This is a genomic window from Olleya sp. AS48, from assembly GCF_038900355.1.
In the GTDB taxonomy this organism is placed as follows: Bacteria; Bacteroidota; Bacteroidia; order Flavobacteriales; family Flavobacteriaceae; genus Olleya.
In genome coordinates, this window is record NZ_JBBMRD010000012.1 from 42,799 (window position 1) to 67,048 (window position 24,250).

At 31.8% G+C, this 24,250-nt stretch carries 20 protein-coding genes and 1 tRNA gene; 16 read left to right on the forward strand and 5 right to left on the reverse strand.

Annotated features, from left to right (window positions below):
• The first annotated feature begins 17 nt into the window (after positions 1-17).
• The 4 genes from WNY60_RS13735 to WNY60_RS13750 all read left to right on the forward strand — a co-directional run bounded on the left by WNY60_RS13735 (position 18) and on the right by WNY60_RS13750 (position 3,413).
• Positions 18-500, forward strand: a complete 483-nt coding sequence (locus tag WNY60_RS13735; protein ID WP_138434445.1) for a DUF305 domain-containing protein — start codon at positions 18-20, stop codon at positions 498-500.
• Complete coding sequence (locus WNY60_RS13740; RefSeq protein WP_339876277.1) at positions 490-2,268, forward strand: efflux RND transporter periplasmic adaptor subunit; 1,779 nt, start codon at positions 490-492, stop codon at positions 2,266-2,268. Before WNY60_RS13735 ends, WNY60_RS13740 begins: the two co-directional genes overlap by 11 nt.
• Positions 2,269-2,289: 21 nt before the next feature.
• Positions 2,290-2,730: a heavy-metal-associated domain-containing protein gene (locus WNY60_RS13745; RefSeq protein ID WP_339876274.1), complete on the forward strand. Its 441-nt coding sequence runs from the start codon at positions 2,290-2,292 to the stop codon at positions 2,728-2,730.
• A 407-nt stretch (positions 2,731-3,137) separates the two neighbouring features.
• The gene (locus tag WNY60_RS13750) at positions 3,138-3,413 is read left to right on the forward strand and encodes a helix-turn-helix domain-containing protein (protein ID WP_191101293.1); all 276 of its coding nucleotides are present in this window, start codon (positions 3,138-3,140) and stop codon (positions 3,411-3,413) included.
• Between the two features lie 113 nt (positions 3,414-3,526).
• Here WNY60_RS13750 and WNY60_RS13755 read toward each other — a convergent pair.
• A tRNA-Arg gene (locus tag WNY60_RS13755) sits at positions 3,527-3,600 on the reverse strand.
• A 65-nt stretch (positions 3,601-3,665) separates the two neighbouring features.
• Positions 3,666-3,818, reverse strand: a complete 153-nt coding sequence (locus WNY60_RS13760; protein ID WP_145000557.1) for an SsrA-binding protein — start codon at positions 3,816-3,818, stop codon at positions 3,666-3,668.
• A gap of 547 nt (positions 3,819-4,365) precedes the next feature.
• On the opposite strand from WNY60_RS13760, the gene WNY60_RS13765 reads away from it, so the two are divergent.
• Positions 4,366-6,333 (forward strand): endonuclease, encoded by a 1,968-nt coding sequence (locus WNY60_RS13765; protein WP_342862697.1) that lies wholly within the window; start codon positions 4,366-4,368, stop codon positions 6,331-6,333.
• 71 nt (positions 6,334-6,404) lie between these two features.
• On the opposite strand, the gene WNY60_RS13770 is transcribed toward WNY60_RS13765, so the two are convergent.
• Both WNY60_RS13770 and WNY60_RS13775 read right to left on the reverse strand, forming a co-directional pair.
• Positions 6,405-8,303 (reverse strand): M56 family metallopeptidase, encoded by a 1,899-nt coding sequence (locus WNY60_RS13770; RefSeq protein ID WP_342862698.1) that lies wholly within the window; start codon positions 8,301-8,303, stop codon positions 6,405-6,407.
• A gap of 2 nt (positions 8,304-8,305) precedes the next feature.
• The gene (locus WNY60_RS13775; RefSeq protein WP_145000552.1) at positions 8,306-8,665 is read right to left on the reverse strand and encodes a BlaI/MecI/CopY family transcriptional regulator; all 360 of its coding nucleotides are present in this window, start codon (positions 8,663-8,665) and stop codon (positions 8,306-8,308) included.
• 181 nt (positions 8,666-8,846) lie between these two features.
• Here WNY60_RS13775 and WNY60_RS13780 point away from each other — a divergent pair, with 181 nt between their 5' ends.
• Positions 8,847-9,788, forward strand: coding sequence for a calcium/sodium antiporter (locus WNY60_RS13780; protein WP_145000550.1), 942 nt, complete (start codon positions 8,847-8,849; stop codon positions 9,786-9,788).
• 82 nt (positions 9,789-9,870) lie between these two features.
• On the opposite strand, the gene WNY60_RS13785 is transcribed toward WNY60_RS13780, so the two are convergent.
• The gene (locus tag WNY60_RS13785; RefSeq protein WP_145000548.1) at positions 9,871-10,890 is read right to left on the reverse strand and encodes a glutamine synthetase beta-grasp domain-containing protein; all 1,020 of its coding nucleotides are present in this window, start codon (positions 10,888-10,890) and stop codon (positions 9,871-9,873) included.
• 188 nt (positions 10,891-11,078) lie between these two features.
• On the opposite strand from WNY60_RS13785, the gene WNY60_RS13790 reads away from it, so the two are divergent.
• The 10 genes from WNY60_RS13790 (at position 11,079) to WNY60_RS13835 (ending at position 24,151) form a co-directional block, all read left to right on the forward strand.
• On the forward strand, positions 11,079-13,265 hold the full coding sequence (locus tag WNY60_RS13790; protein ID WP_145000546.1) for a glutamine synthetase III: 2,187 nt from the start codon (positions 11,079-11,081) through the stop codon (positions 13,263-13,265).
• Between the two features lie 191 nt (positions 13,266-13,456).
• Positions 13,457-14,392 carry a hypothetical protein gene (locus WNY60_RS13795; RefSeq protein WP_342862699.1) on the forward strand — a complete coding sequence of 312 codons (936 nt, stop codon included), beginning with the start codon at positions 13,457-13,459 and terminating at the stop codon, positions 14,390-14,392.
• Positions 14,393-14,830: 438 nt separating this feature from the next.
• On the forward strand, positions 14,831-16,597 hold the full coding sequence (locus WNY60_RS13800; RefSeq protein ID WP_342862700.1) for a hypothetical protein: 1,767 nt from the start codon (positions 14,831-14,833) through the stop codon (positions 16,595-16,597).
• 133 nt (positions 16,598-16,730) lie between these two features.
• Positions 16,731-17,243: a hypothetical protein gene (locus WNY60_RS13805; RefSeq protein ID WP_342862701.1), complete on the forward strand. Its 513-nt coding sequence runs from the start codon at positions 16,731-16,733 to the stop codon at positions 17,241-17,243.
• 40 nt (positions 17,244-17,283) lie between these two features.
• Positions 17,284-18,444 carry a CsgE family curli-type amyloid fiber assembly protein gene (locus tag WNY60_RS13810; protein ID WP_342862702.1) on the forward strand — a complete coding sequence of 387 codons (1,161 nt, stop codon included), beginning with the start codon at positions 17,284-17,286 and terminating at the stop codon, positions 18,442-18,444.
• Between the two features lie 10 nt (positions 18,445-18,454).
• The gene (locus tag WNY60_RS13815; RefSeq protein WP_145000536.1) at positions 18,455-18,853 is read left to right on the forward strand and encodes a curli production assembly/transport component CsgF; all 399 of its coding nucleotides are present in this window, start codon (positions 18,455-18,457) and stop codon (positions 18,851-18,853) included.
• A gap of 17 nt (positions 18,854-18,870) precedes the next feature.
• A complete protein-coding gene (locus WNY60_RS13820; RefSeq protein ID WP_342862703.1) occupies positions 18,871-20,358 on the forward strand; it encodes a CsgG/HfaB family protein in 1,488 nt (495 codons plus the stop codon).
• Positions 20,359-20,398: 40 nt separating this feature from the next.
• Positions 20,399-21,886 (forward strand): carboxypeptidase regulatory-like domain-containing protein, encoded by a 1,488-nt coding sequence (locus tag WNY60_RS13825; RefSeq protein ID WP_145000532.1) that lies wholly within the window; start codon positions 20,399-20,401, stop codon positions 21,884-21,886.
• A 91-nt stretch (positions 21,887-21,977) separates the two neighbouring features.
• A complete protein-coding gene (locus WNY60_RS13830; RefSeq protein WP_342862704.1) occupies positions 21,978-23,156 on the forward strand; it encodes an AIR synthase related protein in 1,179 nt (392 codons plus the stop codon).
• A 23-nt stretch (positions 23,157-23,179) separates the two neighbouring features.
• Entirely contained in the window at positions 23,180-24,151 is a 972-nt protein-coding gene (locus WNY60_RS13835) for a DUF3078 domain-containing protein (protein WP_342862705.1), read from the forward strand.
• Positions 24,152-24,250 lie beyond the last annotated feature (99 nt).

Consider the following 24,250-nt stretch of genomic DNA (forward strand, 5'->3'; position numbering starts at 1 on the left):
TATAAAATCAAATAATTATGAAAAATCCAAAAGAACACTCAAACAAAGGAAATTACAAAACCTTCTTTATAATGTTGGCTTGCTCATTTGTAGCAATGTACATCACAATGTATTTAAACACCTATTCCATAGACCACGTATGGTTTAGTTTAACACGATTCTATATGACGTGTTTAGGAATTTCAACAATGGCAGTAATAATGTGGTTTTTTATGCGAAAAATGTATAATGATAAAAAGAAGAATATCGCCATACTCGCAGGTAGTTTTATTCTGTTTGTAGGTGCATTAGGGTTGGTAAGAACACAAGCACCAATTATTGGTGATGTCCTTTGGATGAAAGCAATGATACCACATCATTCTATCGCTATTTTAACAAGTGAAAGAGCAGATATTCAAGACCCAGAAGTTAAGAAATTAGCAGAAGACATTATAAAAGCACAACGTAAAGAAATAGGAGAAATGAAAGCAATGATAAAACGATTAGAGAATGAAAAATAATAAAATAGTCATATATATTGGCATACTCGTAGTAGGTGTGTTATTGGGTTGGTTGCTTTTTGGTGGTTCATCAAAAAAAGATACAGTACATAATCACGATACCATTTCAGAAACCAATCAAATGTGGACGTGTTCTATGCATCCACAAATTATGCAACCAGAATCAGGCGATTGTCCTATTTGTGGTATGGATTTAATTCCTGCTGATGGTGGAAGTGATGGTTTATTAGCAGACCAATTCAAATTGACTGAAAACGCAATGGCTTTAGCTAATATTCAAACATCTATTGTTGGTAAAGGCAATGTTGAAGGCAATACTATCAAATTATCTGGTAAAATTGCTGAAAACGAAGAAGCTAATGCAGTACAAGTCAGTTACTTTTCAGGTAGAATTGAACGCTTGAATGTGAGTTTTACAGGCGAAGAAGTTCGTAAAGGTCAATTATTGGCAACCATTTATTCACCAGAACTCTATGCAGCACAACAAGAATTAATTACAGCAGCATCTTTAAAAGAATCACAACCTGCTTTATACAAAGCAGTCCGTAATAAATTGAAATTATGGAAGCTCTCTGAAAATCAAATCAATCAGATTGAAGAAACAGGGAAAGTAAAAGAAAACTTTCCTGTTTATGCGACCGTTTCGGGTACTGTTACAGAAAAATTGGTAGAGCAAGGCGATTACATTAAACAAGGACAACCCTTACTTAAAATTGCTAATCTAAACACGGTTTGGGGAAATTTTGATGTGTATGAAAATCAGATTGACCGCTTTAAAAAAGGACAGGAAGTGATGATAACAACCAATGCTTATCCTAATAAAGAGTTTAAAGGTAAAGTAGATTTCATTGACCCAGTTTTAAACACGAAAACAAGAACTGTAAACTTACGTGTTGTTTTAAGCAATAAGGACGATGTATTTAAACCAGGAATGTTTGTAACCGCAAATATTGAAGGCAGTACAGCTAATAATGATGACCTATTAACAATTCCTTCATCTTCTGTGTTATGGACAGGTGAACGTTCTGTGGTGTACCTTAAAACAAATCCAGACCAACCTATTTTTGAAATGCGTGAAATTAAATTAGGCAATCAAATTGGTAATGAATATGAAGTTGTAGAAGGATTATTTGTTGGAAATGAAATAGTGACTAACGGTACATTTACGGTTGATGCAGCAGCACAATTACAAGGGAAAAAGTCTATGATGAATAAAGATGGTGGTAAAGTAATGACTGGACACGAAGGTCATTTAGGTATGGATAACAATGCATCTAACAAAGAAAGTGACCACACTAATATGAATGAGCGTTTGGAAGTATCAGCGAAATTTCAAGAGCAGTTAAAAGCTGTTTTCAATGCGTATATCAATTTAAAAGATGCTTTAGTAAAAGAAGATTCAAAAAGTACTTCAACAAGCACAAAAACTTTATTAAATGAATTGAACAAAGTAGATATGAAATTGTTGTCAGATAATAAGGCGCATAACCATTGGATGTCATTAGAAGGCGAAATAAAATCTTCTGCAACTTCAATTTCTGAAACGTCCGATATAGAATCACAAAGAGACCTTTTTAAACATTTATCATCACATCTAATCAATGCTGTACAACTATTTGGTGTCAATGAAAAGGTTTATGTGGAATTTTGTCCAATGGCAGATAACAATAATGGTGCATATTGGTTGAGCAAAGAAGAAAAAGTAATCAACCCATATTTTGGTGAAGCAATGCTAACCTGTGGAGAAGTAAAACAAGTAATAGAATAATAACAATTAAATTTTTAAACAATGAAAAAAGTAATTTTAAGTGTAGCTGTAATAGCAGCATTAGGTTTAACAAGTTGTAAAAACGAAACCAAAAAAGAAACAGAAACCACAACTACTGAAATGTCTAAAGATATGGCAATGACAGACCTGTCTTTTGGTGTAAGAGGAAATTGCGGAATGTGTAAAAACACTATCGAAAAAGCAGCTAACGGTGTTGAAGGTGTGGCAAGTGCCAATTGGGACGTTGATAAAAAGAAGATTGATGTGTCATTTGATGATTCAAAAACGGATGCAATGGCAATCCATAAAGCAATCGCAGCTTCAGGTTATGATACCGAAAAAGTAGCTGGTGATGAAGAGGCATTTAACAGTCTTCCATCTTGCTGTCAATATAAACACGATATGATAATGAATAAATCTGGTGAGGAAAAAAGTGATGACCATTCAAACCACGACCATTAGATCAATAATGAAAGAGTCTTTTTCGGAAGGCTCTTTTTTATTCCATACAAGTCAGAACCTAGTTTTTTTGCTTGCTTCGATTTGAGTCTGTCGAAAGCTCAAAATCCTTTGTGTTATTACGCGAGCAATACATAGTTGGTTTTATGTTATAATACTTGTATCCAACGCTATAATAGCACATTGCTTGTTTTATTTAAAAGTATCTATATAAATAAATTAGTACAATAAAAAAGCAAAGGGCTATTGCTAATGCTTAAAACCTCTATTCCGCAACAAAACTGACCCAAAGCTAAGTTGTATAATAGAAGCAATAGCTTCACTTCTCTCATTTTTTTAGACGTCTATCTTACCTCAAGTTTTTGTTTGCTTCATTTCGTTAACTTTCATTTTATAAAAAATAATAAGGTATGATAACAAAAACAATAGAAGTACAAGAAATTACAGTAGATGAATTAGCAGATAGAGTAGCAGATAAGCTTTTAATAAAAATAAAACATTATTTAAATGATTTGCATACTAATGGAAATGAAGCGTATTTAACAAGACAAGAAACGGCAGATTTTTTAAAAATTAGTTTAGTTTCACTTTGGAATTGGACAAACAAAGGTATTATAAAGAGTTACGCTATTGGTAATAAACGCTATTACAATAAACAGGAAATATTAGCTATACTCAGAAAATAACAATAATTATACAGGCAGTAATAGCGAAATTATACAGTTATTTTTCTGCAAATTTTCTGCAAATAAAAAAAACCAACATTTACAAAAGCTTTGTAAAGTATTGGTTTTATTAGTGACCTCGACAGGATTCAAACCTGTAACCTCTTGAGCCGTAATCAAGTGCGCTATTCAGTTGCGCCACGAGGCCTTTTTTTTGTGGGTGCAAATATATTACTTTTTTATAATAACATCAAAACTTTTTGATGAATTAATTTAATTTAATGCGTTTTTTGTAACAAATACCTTCCATCCAAAAATAGCCAACTGTATTTTAGTGGCTTTGCTGAGGTCTAATTTTTGTTTCGTGTAACTTGGTAGTATAAGCTTATTGAGCTTTGCTAAAAGCTTGAATCCTGCTTTTTTCATAATTTAAATTTAAATTCAAAATTATTGCTTTAGTAATTGATAGCCAAATAGCCCTTAATATTTAAAAATAGTAAAACCTATTCTAGACTAAGTTTTACATTTTTTTGGTTTAAAGTATAATCGATGTTATAATATCGATTACTAATTGGGCGATTGTTAGCATAATTTTAAGTTTAAGGGTTAATAATAGCAATACTTTTCAGGATTGTTTTTTGAAGATATATTTTTTAGATATTATTCTCCAAGCAAAAAAGGATATATCTATACATTTGACTTTACTTATTAAAGTAAAAAGATCTAATCTATTTCAATATTTTATTAACTGTCTTCATTAAGGTTTTAATTTGTAGTTGTAAAGTTATTTTATGGTTTCTATTTGATATCTATGTAGGGCTTTTTTTAATAGTATATTTTTTTTCTAGGGGATTTTGTTATGTTTTTAAATCAAAAAAGAGGTTTTGATTATTTTTGATTATTAAAAAGTTAATTAACTATTGTTTAAAAGGTCAGCTAATAATATCTGCTATCTTTGCAAAAAAATAATTGGATGAAAAAAATTACTTTACTTTTTATTATACTTATTTCGGCAATAGGGTACTCTCAATCTGTTGTTATAAACGAGTTAGACTCTGATACACCAGGAATTGATGATCAAGAATTTATAGAGCTGCTATCAAGTACGCCTAACTTTTCTTTAGATGGATATGTCGTTGTGCTGTTTAATGGTTCTGCATCTGGAGGAGATTCAAGTTACTTTGCCTTAGACTTAGATGGTTATACGACCGATGTTAATGGTTTATTATTAATTGGTAGTACAGGTGTTTCTCCTTTTCCTCAGTTAATTATACCAGCTAATCTTATTCAAAATGGTCCAGATGCTGTGGCTGTATATTTAGGTGATGATACTGATTTTCCGGAAGGGACTTTAGCTACACAGACTAATTTAGTGGATGCATTAGTTTATGATACTGCGGATTCTGATGATACAGGTTTAATGGCATTGCTTGGTGTGACTGAGCAGATTAATGAGGGTTCTGGAAATAATACAAATTCAATTCAGCGTTTTGATGACGGTTTGGGTAATCCAGATAGTGTAACTTATGTGTCTACAGTGCCAACACCAAGAGCATTAAATGATGGAAGCGGTATTATACTAAATGGTGTGTTAACATCTGTAACGCAAACGCAAGTTGACGAAGGAGCTGCTTTTGATATTACTTTTACTACAGAGCAAAATGTGGATTCTGATTTAACTATTGATTTTACTTTAAATAATGGAGGATTTAATACCTCTGATTTTTCAGGAAGTACATCTGTAGTTTTGCCATTAGGGCAAAATACTATTTCTACAACGATCACATTAATAGACGATGTTTTAGATGAAGGTGATGAGGTTTTAAAAATTGTGATTTCTAGTTTGCCTACGGTTTATATTGCGCTTAACAATAACTTAGAAGTGAGAGTTGTGGATAATGATTTTGTTGTTGCTCCGTTTGGAACACCTTTAAACCCAACTTATGGTATTGTGTCTAGTACTCAACCTGCTGGTTATTATGATAGTTTAGATGGCTTATCTGGAGTTGCTTTACAGCAAGCTTTGCAAGACATCGTTGCAGAAGAAGGCGTGGTTAAAGCGCAAACCTATTCTGATATAATAGATATTTTAGAAGCAGCAGACCAAAATCCTGCTAATAGTAATCAGGTTTGGCTAGTATACTCTGAGATTGGTCGTCCAAAGTTAGACTATCAGACAACATCTAATAATACAGGTACTTGGAATAGAGAACATACTTTTCCAAGGTCATTAGCAGGTTACAATAGTATTGATTTAGATGACTTTAGAGACGGTAAAGATGTGTTTTGGAATACCACAGCAGATTCCCTACGTCATGGTAATAGTGATGGACACGCATTGCGTGCTGCAGATGGACCAGAAAACAGTTCTAGAGGAAATCAACACTACGGAGAATACAATGGACCTGCAGGTACAGCAGGAAGCTTTAAAGGTGATGTTGCTAGAAGTGTTTTGTATATGCAAATCCGTTATAATGGATTAAGTGTTGTAAACGGTTATCCTAGCGTATCAGGTCAAATGGGTGATTTAGCGACGCTTTTAGATTGGCATAGAAACGATCCGCCAGATGATTTTGAAATGAACAGAAACAATGTGGTTTATGAATGGCAGGTAAATAGAAACCCTTTTATTGATCAACCTGATTTGGTTGAATATATTTGGGGCAATCAAGTTGGTAACACATGGAATCAGTCTTTAAGTGTTGCTGATTTTACAACTAAAACTTTAAAACTATATCCAAATCCCGTAACAGATAAATTATTTATTTCAGGAGAAAATCAAATGTATGATTTGTCAATTTTTTCTTCGGAAGGAAGAGCTGTTTTATCACAAACGGTTATTAATAATAGCTATATTGATTTAAAACTAGCAAGCGGTTTATATATGGTTGTAATTGAAACTGAAGATAAACGTATTACAAAAAAAATAATTGTAGAATAGTATTTATGCTATACAGTAAAAAGCCCAAACATATAGTTTGGGCTTTTTTATTAATAGATTTATTTGGTAACTTATTTTGAATTTATTTCTAATTCTCCTGTACCATCTAAATTTATTTCTATAGGACTTATTCCTTTATTAGATTGATAAGTCGTTTTAGTTTTATTTCCTTTTTTGTCTTTTGTTGAGATTTTAATTTTGATAATTTCATCCTTACTATTGCGTTTTATGGTTGAGAATTGGATATCTATTTTTTGACTTGTTAAAAACGCTTTGTGCTGGTTTAAAACCAAGTCAGGTGTGTTTTTATCAATATGTAATGTGCTTCTATTTTTTGAAGCATCCTCTTCGTTAATATAGAATAAGCTTGTTGTTTCAACTTTTTCACCAATTATCCATTTGCTATTTTGTTCAGTGGTTTTGCTATTGGTTGTAATTTCTATTGCTCCATTATTTCCTTTTGCACCATATTTTGTAATGGCTGTTTTTTCGTTTAATATGCTCATTTTTGCTATTTCTTCTGTCTTTAAAGAGCTAATAGTTTTGTTTGTTAATTGACCATCTATAACAAGCAAGGGTGTGTTACTTTGTTCTTCTATGACAAGCTTGCTTTTTTCTTCTCCATTATTTGTGGTTTGAAATTTATAGCTTGATATGTTGCTTTCTTGGTTTGTGTTTTCTATTATTAGTTTAATATTGTCACCATTATCTTGGGTATGTATTGTGTTGGTCTTATTGCTAACTTGTTCTGTAATTAATGGAGTCGTTGTTGATGTTGTGGTCCAATTTTTTGATATAGCAACTACAGATCCATTTTTGTCATCACTTACTAATAGCTGGTTATTTACAATTTGTAAAGTAGTGTTATTTATGGGTGTACTGTCTAATTTATTAAAAGTGATATGTTTTGTAAAATCTATTTGATTTATATTTTTTGTGGCTATTGTTAAAGCTATGATCTCATTATTTTGGTTTCTTTTAATGTCTGAAAATTTAATTTTTATTCCGTCTAACTGGTCTTCTAACTTATTTTTAATATTTTCAAGCTGTTGGTCAGTAGACTTGTAGGTGATTATAAATGTTTCGTTAATAGTTGGATTTTGTTGTATTTCCGCATTAGCGATATATACTTTTTTTGTATTAAAACTCATTAGAAATAGCGCTAAAAAAGGTAATACGATAGTGAGTTTTAATAAATTACTGTTTTTTGATTTTGATTTTTGTAGCATAATAATTCGTTTTTTGATTAATGATTGATAAAAATTAGTAGTAAAAGCTAATTGATTTTGATTTAAGTTGGCTTTTAACAAAACTGTTTGATAGCTTTTTGGACACTTTATTTTTTGTTGTGTTTGGTGGTCTGCAATGTATTCTAGATTTTGTTGAATTTCTTTTTTATACCACCAAATAAACGGATTAAACCAGAACACGATAGTGGCTAATTGTATTAGTATAATATCAATAGAGTGATATTGCGAAGCATGAATTTTCTCGTGGGTGATTATATATTCAAGCTCTGTTTTGGTAAATTGATTGCTATTAATAACAATGCGATTAAAAAAAGAAAAAGGTGCTGTTGGTGTTTTAGTTTGAATAAATATAAAAGGACCTTCTTTGGTCTGCATTTTGTTTTTAAACAGTTTGTATAATGATAAAAATTGAAGTAACACCTTTGCTAAGATGAAAAGAAATCCTATGATGTATAAAACAGGAACTAGTGACCAAATATCAAAATTTGTTGCTGTAGTCGATTGTAACGAAGTAAATTGAAGGTTGTTTTGAAGGTTTATTTGTGTAGGTGTATAGTGTATGTAAATAGGTATCACTATAACAGGTAGTATTGTTGCAGCAAATAGGCCTACTAGTAAAAACCAACGGTTGGCTTGAAAAAAAGTGTCGCGTTGTAAAAACAATTTATAACAGCTGTAAAAAAGTATTATTATGGCAGTCCCTTTTATATAATAATCCATGTTTAATCTTGGTTTTCTATTAAACGAATAATTTCTTTCAATTCTTCAACGCTAATTTTTTCTTCTTTAGCAAAAAAAGACACTACATTTTTATAAGAGCTATTAAAGTAATTGTCTATTGCTGTATTCATGAATTTATTACGATAGGCTTCTTTAGAAATTATAGGATAGTAGCGATGTGTTTTTCCAAATGCTTCGTAACTTACATAGCCTTTTTCTTCCAGATTTCTAACCATAGTGGATAGAGTGTTGTAGTGTGGTTTGTCGTCCTTTATTTCTGACATGACATCTTTTACAAAAGCTTTTTCAAGCTTCCATAATATGTGCATTATTTCTTCTTCTTTATTGGTTAACTTTTGCATAATCAGATGTTTGTTTTTGTGTTAATACAATAATAACTAAAAAAATAGTTATATAACTATAAATGTAGTTTTTTAACTATTTTTTTAGTTTTACAAAAGTGTTTTCCGCTACAGCGAAAAAAATTAAGTCCTAATTCTTTTTGAAGATTTCAAAATGTATCTTCGCAAAAATTATATCATTATGAGTGTAGTATATCTTATTTTAGGTTTTGTATTATTAGTAGTGGGAGGAGAGTTTTTGGTGCGATCATCTGTAGCCTTGTCCTTTAAGCTTAATATTTCTAAAATTGTTATTGGTATGACAGTTGTGTCCTTTGCGACATCTGCGCCAGAATTGTTGGTTAGTTTGCAAGCAGCTTTAAGTGGGTCGCCTGCAATTGCAATTAATAATGTGGTGGGTTCCAATATAGCAAACATAGGTTTAGTGCTTGGTATAACAGCAATTGTAGGTGCAATCGCAATAGATAAGTCTTTTTATAAATTGACTTGGCCAGTTATGATGTTGTTTTCTATGGCGTTATATTATTTTTTATGGAATGATAACCAATTAGTTGCTATGGAAGGTTTAGTGCTTTTTGTTGGATTAATTGTTTTTATAGTCTATTTGATTAAAACACAAAAATCTACGGATGATTTAGAGGAAGTGGATGATGCCTTAGCTGTGGTGTCTAACTTTAAAATTGGTATCTGGTTATTTATTGGTGCAGCAGCTTTGTATTTTGGTAGTGAATGGCTAGTTAAAGGTGCTACTCAAATAGCTACAAGCTTGGGTGTTAGTGAAGCGGTAATTGGTGTAACTATGATTGCAATTGGTACAAGCGTGCCTGAGTTGGCAGCATCGGTTATTGCAGCAGCTAAAAAGGAAAAAGCAATCTCTTTAGGGAATTTGATTGGATCAAATATCTTTAATATTGGGTCTGTGTTGGGTTTAACATCTATGATAAAGACAATTCCTGTAACAGAATCTTTAATTTTATCCAGAGATATATTTTGGATGTTAATTTTTGCAGCTTTAGTTTTAGTGCTAGGATTGTTGCCTAAGCAGCATGAAATTGGTAAAATTAAAGGTTTTGGCTTAGTATTGATTTATGCAGTTTTTATAATATTAGTTTTTAGAGGGTAATTTAGTTTATCGTTTATATATAAAAAAAACGCTTTCTAGTTATAGAAAGCGTTTTTTAATGGATTTAACTATGTAATCAATATTAACTAATATTAGCAGATTTTACAGTTTTAATAATACGACCTGCTATTTTGTATGGATCACCATTTGATGCTGGACGACGGTCTTCTAACCAACCTTTCCATCCTTTCTCTACAGTGATAATTGGAATACGTATAGATGCACCTCTATCAGACACACCATAACTAAAGTCATGGATTGATGCTGTTTCGTGATCTCCAGTTAAACGTTGATCGTTAAACTCTCCGTAAACCGCAATGTGCTCTTTAACTACTGGTCTAAATGCTTCACAAATTTTCTCGTAAGTTTCTTGGCTACCACATGTTCTTAAAACAGTGTTAGAGAAGTTAGCGTGCATACCAGAACCATTCCAATCCATATCTTTACCTAATGGTTTTGGATGGTATTCAATATAATAACCATATTGTTCAGTTAATCTGTCAAGCAAATATCTTGCAATCCAGATTTCGTCTCCTGCTTTTTTAGCACCTTTAGCAAATAATTGAAATTCCCATTGTCCAGAAGCAACCTCTTGGTTAATTCCTTCAAAGTTTAGGCCAGCATCGATACATAAGTCTGCATGCTCTTCAACTAAATCTCTACCATGTGTATGTCTTCCGCCAACAGAGCAGTAATACATACCTTGTGGTGCAGGATAACCACCAATAGGGAAACCTAAAGGTAATTGTGTTTTGTTATCCATTATAAAATATTCTTGCTCAAAACCAAACCAGAAATCTTCATCTTCATCTTCAATAGTGGCTCTACCATTAGATACATGTGGTGTGCCATCTGCATTTAAAACTTCTGTCATTACTAAATAACCATCTCTTCTTGCAGGATCTGGGTAAATTGCGACAGGTTTTAAAAGACAATCAGAAGCGCCTCCTGAAGCCTGTTTAGTAGATGAACCATCAAAAGACCAAATTGGGCAGTCTTCTAATTTTCCACTAAAGTCATTTTCAACTTTAGTTTTACTTCTCATGTTTTGTGTTGGAAAGTATCCATCTAACCAGATGTATTCTAATTTAGATTTTTTCATGGTAAAAACTCATTTTAGTTATATGTTAAGGCAAATATAGAATAAAATTGAATTCACCTCTAAAAAAATATGGGTGTAATTGGTAATTTTATTAAAAGAATGTTAATAACCCTGTTTTTTTTAGGGTATGACATTTTACAAGTGTTATTTTTTGTAAATTCGTAATTCAACTAATTAAAAAAAAGAATATGTCAACATTAAGATTTCATGCTATAAAAGAATCATTAAAACGACGTCCTGTTGTAATTGAAGAAAAACAACGACGCTCAGAAATTTTTGGAAGCAATGTTTTTAATGAGTCCACCATGCGTCAATATTTAACTAAAGAAGCTTTTGAAAGTGTTAGTGATGCTATTAAATTGGGAAAAAAAATTGATAGAATAGTTGCAGATCATATTTCTACAGGAATGAAAGAATGGGCTATCTCTAAAGGAGCAACTCATTACACACACTGGTTTCAGCCTTTAACAGGTGCAACAGCAGAAAAGCATGATGCTTTTTTTGAAACTATTGGAGGCGGATTAGCAATAGAGAAATTTGGAGGTGGACAATTAGTGCAACAAGAACCTGATGCATCAAGTTTTCCTAATGGAGGAATAAGAAATACCTTTGAAGCTCGTGGTTATACAGCTTGGGACCCAACGTCTCCTGCTTTTATATATGGTACAACATTGTGTATTCCAACCGTTTTTGTGTCTTACACAGGAGAAGCTTTAGATTATAAAACGCCTTTACTTAGAGCATTACAGGCTGTAGATAGTGCAGCTGTAGCTGTGTGTAAGTACTTTGATAAAAATGTTAAAAAAGTAAATGCCTCTTTAGGTTGGGAGCAAGAGTATTTTTTAATAGATCGTGATTTGGCAATGTCTAGACCAGATATAGTGCAAACAGGTCGTACATTATTAGGACACTCTCCAGCTAAAGGACAACAGTTAGATGATCACTATTTTGGGACAATACCAAATCGTGCTATGGCTTTTATGAGAGATCTTGAAACAGAGTGCATGCTATTAGGCATTCCGGTAAAAACTAGACATAATGAGGTGGCACCTAATCAATTTGAATTAGCACCAATTTATGACGAAGCTAATTTGGCTGTAGACCATAATTCATTATTAATGGATGTGATGGATAAGATTTCAGACAGACATAATTTTAAAGTTCTATTTCACGAAAAACCTTTTGCAGGAGTCAATGGTTCTGGGAAGCATAACAATTGGAGTTTAAGTACAGATACTGGAGTTAACTTATTAGGACCAGGAAAAACACCTATGAGTAATCTTCAGTTTTTAACCTTTTTTATAAATACTATTAAAGCGGTATATGATAATGAAGAGCTGCTGCGTGCTGCAATTGCATCTGCAAGTAATGATCATCGTTTAGGAGCTAATGAGGCGCCTCCTGCCATTATATCTGTATTTATAGGAGATCAGTTAACTAAAACTTTAAATGAGTTAGAAAATGTAACGGATGGCAAGTTGTCTCCAGAAGAAAAAACAGATTTAAAACTTAATGTTGTTGGTAAAATACCTGATGTATTGCTAGATAATACTGATCGTAATAGGACGTCTCCTTTTGCCTTTACAGGAAATAAATTCGAGTTTAGAGCGGTTGGATCTACTGCTAATTGTGCTAACCCAATGACGGTTTTAAATAGTATTGTTGCAAAACAATTAATCGACTTTAAAAAAGAGGTAGATACCTTAATAGAGAAAAAGGATATGAAAAAAGATGATGCTATCTTTAATATATTAAGAGAATACATCAAAAAATCTAAAAACATATTATTTGAAGGTAATGGATATGGTGAAGCTTGGGAGAAGGAAGCAGAAAAAAGAGGCTTAAGTAATAATAAAACGACACCAGAAGCCTTAAAGGCAAAAGTATCTAAAAAAACTTTAGAGCTGTTTGAAGGTTTAGGTGTCATGAATAAGATTGAGTCTGAAGCGCGTTATGAAATTGAAATGGAAGAGTATGTACTTCGTGTGCAAATTGAAAGTCGTGTTATAGGTGATATTGCTCGAAACCATGTTGTACCTACAGCTGTTAGATATCAAAATATACTAATTAAAAATGTAAAAGGGTTAAAAGAGATCTATGGAGCAGATTTTAAAAAGTTTGCGAAAGAACAACTTAATTTAATTGAAGAAATTTCAGAGCATATTGCATCTATTAATTCTAACGTGACTAAAATGACTGAAGCACGTAAAAAGTCTAATAAAGATGAAAATATAGAAACCAAAGCTAAAGCTTATTGTAACAAGGTTAAGCCTTTATTTGATGATATTAGATACCACTGTGATAAACTTGAATTGTTAGTTGATGACGAGTTGTGGCCTTTAACAAAGTACAGAGAGTTGTTGTTTACTAAATAAATGGATAAATAGTTATAAAAAAAAGCCTCAATATTTATTGAGGCTTTTTTGTGCTCTATAATTCTGTTTGTCCGAGAAAATTATGAGATTATCGAAAAGTTGCTTTAAATATGCTGATTTATATGGTATTATCATTTTTTGATACATATAATATATATCTTTGAGATGCTATTAATCAAATTATATTCAAAATGAAAAAAATCATTCTATGCGCATCTGCGCTAATGTGTGGGTCAGTCATGCTCGCGCAATCAAACGTTAGTGATGTAGATCAAACTGGTGTTTCTAACGACTCTGACGTATTCCAACAAGGAGCAAATAATGACTCTGATGTAGATCAATATGGATCTGTTCCAGGTAATCCAAACAGTGGTGAAGCAAACGACTCTGATGTATTTCAATTAGGAAATTTAAACAAGTCTAAAGTTAAGCAAGCAGGAGATAGAAATCTTGGTGATGTTTATCAAGAAGGAAACAGAAACAACGCTCGTATTGATCAAGGTACAAGTGCAGCAGAAGATAATATAGCTTACACAAACCAATTTGGTAACCGAAACAAATCAGTTCAAATCCAGCGTTTTGACAATAACTTTGGAGATATTGATCAAGATGGAAACAGAAATGTAGGACGACAAAATCAAAACGCAGTACCTAATCAGTCTGCAGGAAATACAGCTTACTTAACACAAGTTGGAAACAGAAACTTTTCTAACCAAAAACAAACAGGAGGAGATAACTTTAGTGATGTAGATCAAATTGGTAACAATAATGAATCTAGAGTTTTTCAGGTAGGTATTAATAATTCTTCGTTAGTTGATCAAATAGGTAATTTAAACGATTCTTATGTATCACAAGATGGAGATGATAATGTTGAAACAACAAGTCAAACAGGAAATAATAATATGGCCTCTACTATACAAAATGGTGATCAAAACGATTCTGCAACGTTGCAATTAGGTAACTCTAATAGTAGTATGGTAGGTCAAATTGGTCTTTCTCATTTAAGTGATGTTTATCAATCTGGTAATTTTAATGCAAGTACAGTTGATCAAGGTGGTAATACACATATGAGTGATGTAGATCAAATAGGTGATTCTAATATATCTATCGTTACTCAAAACGATTAATATTAAAAAAGTGTTATTTTAAAAAAGAGGGTTCTTTAAAGAATCCTCTTTTTTTTATGCCTATAAATTATATTGAAGTAATTATTGTAAGGTCAATAAAAAATTCTTCAACATATAATTTGAATTATTTATTCTCTTTAAATTTCTTTAAAATTATATTAGGAAGACTACAAAGGTTAAGGTGCGTTGTCTTACTACGGTTTTTTTGCTCTTTTTTTATACGTAGTTGTACGTATATTCAAGTGTATTAGGGGTTTAGGTGTTATTTTGAATCCAAAAATATTGTAGGAAAATTCTTTTTAAAACATGCGTTTTAACGTGTAAATCTCAATTATTAACGAATATATAGTTAAAAACACATGTTTTTTTGGTTATCAAATTTTAGGAGTGAATAAATTCTTTATCTTTGAATTGCTATTAATCAATATATATTTAAACATGAAAAAAGTATTTTTCAGCGCAGCTGCGCTAATGTGTGGAACAATGATGTTTGCACAATCGAACAACAGTGATGTAGACCAAATTGGAAACAACAACGGTTCAACGGTTACACAAGCTGGAATGACAAATGATTCTGACGTTGATTCAATTGGAGATAATAACGTATCTTCTGTAGATCAAGACGGAACTTCAAACACTTCACAAGTTTTACAAGACGCTACTTGGCAAGCAACAGCTAATGACAATGATAGTACTGTAGAGCAAGACGGAACTTCAAATGACTCATTTGTATGGCAAGATGGTGATGACCAAACGTCAACTGTAGATCAAGATGGAACTTCTAACTCATCTTACGTAGACCAATACGGTACAGGAAGTACTAGTGCTGTAACACAAAATGGAGACGATAATGATGCTGCTTTATTTCAAGGTTATTTAGGTACAGATCACAACAGTGCTGTAAACCAACAAGGAGACGACAACGCATCTTATACTTTCCAAAATGGTGATGCTAATGATTCTCAAGTTGACCAAATTGGAGATGGTAACGATTCTGATGTATTTCAAGATGGTAATTTAAATGTTTCTGATGTTGATCAGGATGGTGATGATAATACATCTGATGTAGATCAATTTGGAACTGCAAATGATTCATTTGTATGGCAAGATGGTAATGATAATGATTCAGAGGTTATACAAGATGGAGATGGTAACATATCTTATGTTGACCAATGGGGAGATTCAAATATCTCATCAGTAGATCAAGATGGAGATGGTAATGACTCTGAAGTTGAACAATGGGGTGATTCTAACGATAGCTCAGTAGACCAAGTAGGAGATACTAATACATCTGATGTATTTCAATTAGGAGATGCTAACATTGCACGTACTTACCAAGGTGGTACAGATAACTTAAGTACTATCGATTCTGATGGAAATGGTAACTTCGCTGATACAGCACAACAAGGAACTTTAAATGATTCTTCTGTAGATCAAATAGGAGATGATAATGATTCTGAAGTTGACCAACAAGGTAATTCTAACATTGCACGTACTTACCAAGGTGGTTCTGATAATGAAAGTACAATTTTCTCTCAAGGAGATAATAACTTTGCAGATACAGCACAACAAGGGACTTTTAATACTTCTAGTGTAGATCAAATTGGAAATGATAACTTCTCTGAAGTTGATCAACAAGGTAATTATAATGGATCTGGAGTTTCTCAAACAGGAGATGATAATATATCAGATACATTCCAATCGGGTGATGCAAATGGTTCTACAACTATTCAAACAGGAAATACTAATGAGTCTTACGTTGACCAAATAGGGACTAATAACGCTTCTTTTGTATCTCAAGTTGGAGATTTAAATGATTCTGATGTTGACCAAAATGGAATGCTGAACAACAGTACTGTTATGCAAATGGGAGATAGTAATGCTTCAGTTGTTGCACAAGATGGTAGTAACAATGGTTCTTTAGTAATGCAATTAGGTGATTCAAATACTTCTAATGTGGATCAGGATGGTACTTTTAACACTAGTGGTGTTGCTCAAATAGGTACACTACACTTATCAAATGTTACTCAAAATGGTAACAATAATACAAGTGGAGTTGGACAAGGTGGAACACAACACATAAGTAATGTTAACCAATTAGGTGATTTTAATACAAGTACAGTTATTCAAACTGGTAATACACACGTAAGTGATGTTGATCAAATTGGTAACAACAATTCATCTACTGTAACTCAAATGGACTAATTAGTTGTCTTTTATAAAATAGATTATTTACTAAAATAATTATAAGGTATAAGAGCATTAATTTGCTCTTATACTTTTTATAACAGATTTATTTTATAACTTACATGTAGTAACACAGTTAAAACATAAGACTATGAAAACAATATTTAAAATTTTAATAGTTGCCTTAATTCTTATATCTAGTAATATTCTTACTGCTCAAACTTTTGAAGCTCAAGAAGATAGTCAGTTGTCTGGTTTTGATACACAGGCGTCAGAAGAAAACTTTTTACTTAATCAAAGCGCTGCAAATCTAAATTCAACTTCATCAAATAACGCAATTTTTATTGCCCAAATAGGAGGTAATAATGAAGCGGTAAGTGTCACAAGATCTACACAAAGTAATATTAATATAATCCAAAACGGTAACGATAACCTTACTGTATTAGATATTAATAGTACTAAACTTGTTGAAACGGTAATACAAAATGGAGATAATAATACAGTTTTTGATTACAGTCCTTTTAAAACAGATATAAAAAACACAACGATTAATCAAACTGGGAATAACCAAAATTTAACCATGTTTGGATCAAATTCTTTATCAGAAAAAATTAAAGTTTCTATGCAAGGACAAGACCAATCAATCATAATTAGAAATTTTTAAAAAATAAGCCATTATGTTTTTATGTGAATTCAAAAAAACAATGGTATTAATTGTTGTCTTTTTTTATGCTATTAACGCTCACTCGCAATCATATAACACGCAAGTTGAGGCAAAGCTGATAGTTGCCCAAGACAATGATATTATTAATATAAAGGGCGTTGCTATTAATAAAATGCAATTGTCTAAAAGTATATCCTATAAATTATCTGTTTTTAAAACAGATAAAAATCAAAATAAATCTAAAAACGAGCAAAGCGGACAATTAGATTTAAATGCAGATCAACAAAAAGATTTGTCAACAACAACCATTAATTTTGATCAAGAGACAAAAGTGATAATTCTACTTTTAATTTTTGATTCCACAGATAATATTATTGGTATGGATAGAATCGTTTATAACGATAATGAAGACAATAATCTTAATGTTAAAAAAAATATTGCAGAAAAAATTGATAATATTAGTGTCAAAATTTCTGCGCAATTAGTAAATAATGAAGTTGAGGCTAAAATAGAAACAGCTCAACAAAATGACTTTACAACCATAAAAGCTACAGCTTTCAATAAAACCGAAATCACAAAAAGTTTAATCTTTAAATTAATGGTTTTTGATAAAGAAGAAAGTGTAGATAACCTTCTAGAAGACAAAAAGCAACGCTTTATAATATCTGCCAACCAAAAAATAGAACTTGCTGAGGCTTCATTTAATATTATTGGAGATCAGCCAGTTATTTGCGTCATGCTTATTTATGACTTAGATAATAATTTGATAGGTCAAGACCGAGTGGTTTATAATGATAAGTCAAATTTAGATATAGAAAATAAACAAAAATTATTAGATAAATTAAAAGAGGAACAGGCAAACTCTCAAGACGTCAATAAAGGTAAAAGAGATGGTTTAGAGTTAAAAGGAATCGTAGTTGAAGACACAAAAACAAAACCAGGTAGGGACTTTTACAAGTTATTTTATTCTTTATACACTCAAAATAATATTAACGGGAATAAAGTAGTGACAATCAAGGAGGTATTAGCATTAGGTAGAAACACGAAAATAGAGGTTATTGTTGGAGATGATGAGATTTTTTCGTTTTTTGTAAGACCTAGTCTTGAGTATTTAACTAAAATGAATGATTACGCGATAGTTAACGTGTACAAACATTTTAAAAAACTTGAAACCGAATCTAAAACAATTAAACGCTATTAACTTTTTAGACATGAAAAAATTACTAATAATTTTAATTTTCTCGGCTAGCTACTTCTGTGTTGGTCAACAGTTATCTTATAAACCTATAAATCCAGCATTTGGAGGAGATACTTTTAACTATCAATGGTTATTAAGTTCAGCTAATGCTCAAAATTCCTTTACAGACCCAAAAGCAAATCAATCGGATGATGATAGCTCATTAGCAGCATTTTCTGAAAACCTTAACAGGCAAATATTAAGTCAGTTATCTAGATCATTATTTCAAACCCAATTAGGAGAAGGTCTACAAGAAGGAAATTTTAGTTTTGGTAGTTTAGCATTAGAAGTATATGACTCTGCAGAAGGCTTAGTCATTAATATTTTAGATACAACTACTGGAGAGCAGACACAAATTATAGTCCCTAATTAACCACTTAACTATCTATCATGCTTAACTATAGATCTGCTTTTGCAGTCATATTATTTTTATTATTAACCAGTTGTGGTGCGTTTTTTAACCAACCTTATAAGCAAGAACGAGCTAGGATTGGTGAAACCTCTCCAGTAGCACAAAAGTTAAAAGAGTTTCCATTACCTCAAGAACCTGTTGTAGCTGGAGTTTATAACTTTAAAGATCAAACAGGTCAGTACAAAGCTGTAGAAAACGGAAGTACTTTTAGTACAGCAGTCTCTCAAGGAGGTACAACGATGTTAAATAAGGCCTTAGAGGACTCTAAATGGTTTACAGTTATTGAAAGAGAAAACTTAGGTAATCTTTTAAACGAAAGAAATATAATTAGATCTACTCGTGATGAGTATAGAAAAAATCAAAACCCAAGCGAGCCTAATTTACCTCCATTACTTTATGCAGGAATATTATTAGAAGGTGGTGTTATATCCTATGATACTAATATTATAACAGGTGGTGCAGGAGCAAGATATTTAGGAGTAGGTACTTCAACACAATATAGACAAGATAGGATTACAGTGTACTTAAGAGCTGTTTCTACCTCTAGTGGTAGAGTGTTAAAAACAGTTTATATTTCAAAAACAATCTTATCTCAAGCAGTATCTGCAAATCTGTTTAAATACGTTAAATTTCAAAGATTACTAGAGACTGAAATAGGTTTTACAAAAAATGAACCTGTCCAATTAGCCATGAAAGAGGCTATTGAAAAAGCAGTAGAGGCTTTGATTATTGAAGGTATAAAAGACGAATTATGGTTGCCAAGATTAAGTGAGGAGGCCACAGCTAAACTTGTAGAAGATTATGATGCTGAAAAAGATGAAGCTATAACTACAGAGTTATACGATCGTTTTTTAACAGAAAGAAGAGGTGATTACGCAATTACAGCAGCATTAGGAGGTACGTTAATGAATGGTGATTTGGCTAATCCTCAGCTAGCTTTTAATGGTAAATTAGGATTTAAACGTAAATTAAATCCATATTTAGGATTAGATTTTTCTTTTAATAAATTTAATTTAGAAAATAAAGAAATGTTTAATGAAGGATTTATGTCCTTTGATTTAAATTTAGAATATAAAATCTTACCATTTGACAACCTAACACCTTACTTGTTTGGCGGTATTGGTACAAATGCTTTGGACTATTTTAACACCTTAGATCCTAAATTACAGGCAGGTTTAGGAATAGAGTATTTAGTAAAAGATAACATAGGAATATACGTGTTTGGAGAGCATAACTTAGTATTTTCTGATAAATTGGATAATGTAGTGTCTGGATCTATTGACGATATGTTTTATCGTTTTGGGTTAGGTGTTAATATTTATTTATCTACACCAAATACTAAATTTAATCAACGTAAAGAGTTAGAGCGTCTTAAAAAGGCAGAATTTAGAGCCTTGAAAAAAGAAAATCGTAGACAAATGCAAGAAAAAAACAAGTTAGTACGTCCAATCAAAAAAGATAATTAATCTGTTAAATTTTAGTTTAACATTTAAAAAAGTGAAACAGATGAAAACATTTTCAAAATATATAAGTTTATTAGTCATAATCTTACTAGTCGTTGGTTGTAGTGAAGACAAAGTATCCTTTAGTGGTACTGGTTCAATAACAGGAAAAGTGGTTTCTAAAGGAGATAATGTACCACTAGAAAATACAAGAGTGTCAACAAACCCTAGTTCTAGTATCGTTTTTACAGATGCTTCTGGAGATTTTGTAATTAATAATGTTGCAATTGGTACTTATTCTGTACAAGCACAAAAAGATGGCTATTTATCAAAGTTTGAGTCAGCTACTGTTACTGAGGATAATAGTGTAAACGTGATTTTTGAGCTGGATGTAGAAACAGCTAATAATGACGCGCCAAATGCACCAATTTTAGTGACACCTGCTAATAATGCGATTAATCAGACCTTAACTGTAGATCTAACTTGGGTTGGGACAGATCCTGAAGATGATGATTTAGTCTATCAAGTGCAGATATTAAACGACCAAAATTCAGATGTTTTAAACTATACAGACCTAACAGATACTACATTAACGGTTACAGGATTAGACTACGGAATCAAATATTTTTGGCAAGTTTCTGCTTCAGACAATATTAATGATCCTGTTTTAAGTGAAACGTTTAACTTTAAAACCATTGAGTTTCCTACCAACAGAGTCTTTTTTACTAGAAAAATAAATGGTAATAATGTTATATTTTCTGCGGATTCGGATGGTAATGAGTACCAATTAACATCATCAGGTAGTAATAGTTGGAGACCAAGAAAAGCAAGCAATATTGATAAATTAGCATTTTTAAGATCAAATGGAGGTCAAACACAAATTTATACTATGGATCTTAACGGATCCAATGTGGCTCAGGTAACTAATAGTATTTCAGTTAATGGCTTTAATTTAGAAGAACTAGATTTTGAGTGGAAAGATGATAACACAAAATTTGTTTATCCAAATTTTGATAAGTTATATCAAATAAATGTAGATGGTTCAGGGTTAACCCAAATCCATCAGACATTAAACGCTAATTTTATAACAGAGGTTGATTGGAATCAATTTACACAACGTTTAGCGATTAAAACAAATAATGCTTCTGGTTATAACGTAGAGATTTACACGATAAATAATTCTGGTACAATCTTGGACTATGTATTACAAGGCGTTAATGGTGCTGCTGGAGGATTAGACTATTCTTTTGATGGAACAAAGTTATTATATACATATGATGTGTCTGGTAATCAAAATACAGATTACAGACAATTAAATAACCATATGTTTATTTATGAAATAGCGACTTCTGTTGTTGATGATATATCATTAAATAAACCTGCTGGTACTAATGATTTAGATCCTAAATTTTCACCTAATGAAGCTCAGGTTATTTTTGTTAATACATCAAATGATGGAATATCACAAAAAGACATAGTTGTAATTGATGTATTAACTACTAATGATAGAACCCTGTTTTTAGAAAATGCAAAAATGCCAGATTGGAAGTAAATACTTACTTTACATCATTTTAAATAGAAAAGCACACATATTACTTGTGTGCTTTTTATTTATAAATATCTTTGTAGCCTAACACAACACAATGAGTTCCGAAATTTCTAAACGCTACAGCCAAAGAGGTGTATCTGCTTCAAAAGAAGATGTGCACAATGCAATTAAAAATATTGATAAAGGTTTATTCCCAAAAGCTTTCTGCAAAATAGTGCCTGATTATTTAACCAACGATTCAGAGTATTGCTTAATTATGCATGCAGATGGAGCTGGTACAAAATCGTCTTTAGCCTATATGTATTGGAAAGAAACAGGTGATCTTTCTGTTTGGAAAGGCATTGCACAAGACGCATTAATCATGAATATTGATGATTTGTTATGTGTTGGTGCAACAGATAATATCATGTTGTCATCTACTATAGGAAGAAATAAAAACTTAATTCCAGGCGACGTTATTTCAGCAATAATAAATGGGACAGAAGAGCTAATAGAGGATTTAAAATCTTTTGGAGTAACCATACATAGTACAGGAGGAGAGACTGCAGATGTAGGAGACTTAGTCCGAACTATTATCGTAGACTCTACCGTAACAGCAAGAATAAAACGAACTGATGTTATAGATAATGCTAATATTAAAGCAGGAGATGTAATAGTTGGTCTAGAAAGTTTTGGTCAAGCAACTTACGAGAAAAGTTATAATGGAGGTATGGGAAGTAATGGTCTGACCTCTGCTAGGCATGATGTTTTTAGTAAGTATTTGGCAGATAAATATCCTGAAAGTTTTGATGCGTCTGTACCAGAAGATTTAGTTTACTCAGGTCAAGTAAAGCTGACAGATAAGGTTGAAGATTCTCCAATAGATGCAGGTCAATTAGTGCTTTCGCCAACTAGAACATATGCACCTATCATAAAAGAAATATTATCTAAATATAATAATAAAGAAGTGCATGGTATGGTGCATTGTAGTGGAGGAGCGCAAACAAAAATCCTTCATTTTATAGATAATCTTCATATTGTAAAGGATAATTTGTTTCCTGTACCACCATTGTTCAAATTAATTCAAGAACAATCTAAGACAGATTGGAAAGAGATGTACCAAGTGTTTAACTGTGGACATAGGATGGAGCTATACGTATCGCCAGAAATTGCACAGTCTATTATCGAAATTTCAAAATCTTATAATGTTAATGCTCAGGTGATTGGAAGGGTAGAGGCTTCAGATGCTAAAAAGCTTACAATAGAAAGTCAATACGGAACGTTTGTTTATTAATTACAAATGAAAAATTAAAAGATATGAAAGGCTTTATCTTAATCTGCTTAATGGTTTGTGTAAATAGTGTATTTGCCCAAACAGAACAGCCAGAAAATCCACAAAACCCAGAACAACCAGTAAAAGTTTTGGATACAGTAAAATGGAGGCAATTAAATAAACTTGGGTTAGACATAAATGAAGTCACCTTTGTTAATTGGAATGCTGGAGGAGCAAATTCAATATCAGCATTATTAGCCATAAAATCTAGTTTAAGATATAAAAAAAATAACCTAATTTGGTTTAATGAAGTTAGAACTCGTTATGGTGTAAACAAACAAGAAAACCAACGTTTAAGAAAAACTGAAGACGAGTTAGAGCTAATTTCTACCCTAGGTTTTAGAAAAGATACTATTACTAATTGGTATTATTCCGGACGTTTTAATTTTAAAACTCAGTATGCTAATGGATATAACTATCCAAATAGGGATAATGCTATTTCTAGATTTATGGCACCTGGTTACTTGTTTGTTGGAGGCGGAGTGGAATACGGTAAAAACATCGAAAAATTATCATTTTATATGTCTCCATTAACCTTTAAAGCAACCTTTGTGTTAGATCAGGAATTAGCGGATAAAGGTACTTTTGGTGTAAGTCCTGCAATTTTTGATACATTAGGTAATAAAATAGTAGATGGAGAAAATGTAAGGACAGAAATGGGTGTTTTAGTTACAAATTCTTATGAGACTCAGGTTTTAGAAAATATTTATCTTAAAAATAGAGTAAGTTTATATACTGATTATTTAAATAGTTTTGGTAATATAGATGTAGACTGGGAAGTCGTCTTTGATTTTAAGGTTAATGATTTTGTAAAAGCAACCTTAGGATCACACTTAAGATATGATAATGATGTTAAGATTATTGAAGAAACAGAGATAGAAGACGAATTTGCAGAAAAAGGAGCCTCAATACAATGGAAGCAACTTTTAGGTATTGGAGTGATAGTTGATTTTTAAAATTATAAAGACTTATTGAAAACTAAACAAGCTATAAAAATTTTCACATTAATTGTTGTTATTTTAAACATAGCATCGATAGTCTTTTTGGACTTTTTT

What these genes read in the sequence shown, in the direction of transcription:
- WNY60_RS13800 (WP_342862700.1), top strand. Translation starts at nt 14,831, where the DNA reads ATGAAAAAAGTATTTTTCAGCGCAGCTGCGCTAATGTGTGGAACAATG.
- WNY60_RS13760 (WP_145000557.1), bottom strand. Translation starts at nt 3,818, where the DNA reads ATGAAAAAAGCAGGATTCAAGCTTTTAGCAAAGCTCAATAAGCTTATA.
- WNY60_RS13820 (WP_342862703.1), top strand. Translation starts at nt 18,871, where the DNA reads ATGCTTAACTATAGATCTGCTTTTGCAGTCATATTATTTTTATTATTA.
- WNY60_RS13815 (WP_145000536.1), top strand. Translation starts at nt 18,455, where the DNA reads ATGAAAAAATTACTAATAATTTTAATTTTCTCGGCTAGCTACTTCTGT.
- WNY60_RS13785 (WP_145000548.1), bottom strand. Translation starts at nt 10,890, where the DNA reads ATGAAAAAATCTAAATTAGAATACATCTGGTTAGATGGATACTTTCCA.
- WNY60_RS13830 (WP_342862704.1), top strand. Translation starts at nt 21,978, where the DNA reads ATGAGTTCCGAAATTTCTAAACGCTACAGCCAAAGAGGTGTATCTGCT.
- WNY60_RS13795 (WP_342862699.1), top strand. Translation starts at nt 13,457, where the DNA reads ATGAAAAAAATCATTCTATGCGCATCTGCGCTAATGTGTGGGTCAGTC.
- WNY60_RS13805 (WP_342862701.1), top strand. Translation starts at nt 16,731, where the DNA reads ATGAAAACAATATTTAAAATTTTAATAGTTGCCTTAATTCTTATATCT.
- WNY60_RS13825 (WP_145000532.1), top strand. Translation starts at nt 20,399, where the DNA reads ATGAAAACATTTTCAAAATATATAAGTTTATTAGTCATAATCTTACTA.
- WNY60_RS13735 (WP_138434445.1), top strand. Translation starts at nt 18, where the DNA reads ATGAAAAATCCAAAAGAACACTCAAACAAAGGAAATTACAAAACCTTC.
- WNY60_RS13740 (WP_339876277.1), top strand. Translation starts at nt 490, where the DNA reads ATGAAAAATAATAAAATAGTCATATATATTGGCATACTCGTAGTAGGT.
- WNY60_RS13835 (WP_342862705.1), top strand. Translation starts at nt 23,180, where the DNA reads ATGAAAGGCTTTATCTTAATCTGCTTAATGGTTTGTGTAAATAGTGTA.
- WNY60_RS13790 (WP_145000546.1), top strand. Translation starts at nt 11,079, where the DNA reads ATGTCAACATTAAGATTTCATGCTATAAAAGAATCATTAAAACGACGT.
- WNY60_RS13775 (WP_145000552.1), bottom strand. Translation starts at nt 8,665, where the DNA reads ATGCAAAAGTTAACCAATAAAGAAGAAGAAATAATGCACATATTATGG.
- WNY60_RS13770 (WP_342862698.1), bottom strand. Translation starts at nt 8,303, where the DNA reads ATGGATTATTATATAAAAGGGACTGCCATAATAATACTTTTTTACAGC.
- WNY60_RS13780 (WP_145000550.1), top strand. Translation starts at nt 8,847, where the DNA reads ATGAGTGTAGTATATCTTATTTTAGGTTTTGTATTATTAGTAGTGGGA.
- WNY60_RS13765 (WP_342862697.1), top strand. Translation starts at nt 4,366, where the DNA reads ATGAAAAAAATTACTTTACTTTTTATTATACTTATTTCGGCAATAGGG.
- WNY60_RS13745 (WP_339876274.1), top strand. Translation starts at nt 2,290, where the DNA reads ATGAAAAAAGTAATTTTAAGTGTAGCTGTAATAGCAGCATTAGGTTTA.
- WNY60_RS13750 (WP_191101293.1), top strand. Translation starts at nt 3,138, where the DNA reads ATGATAACAAAAACAATAGAAGTACAAGAAATTACAGTAGATGAATTA.
- WNY60_RS13810 (WP_342862702.1), top strand. Translation starts at nt 17,284, where the DNA reads ATGGTATTAATTGTTGTCTTTTTTTATGCTATTAACGCTCACTCGCAA.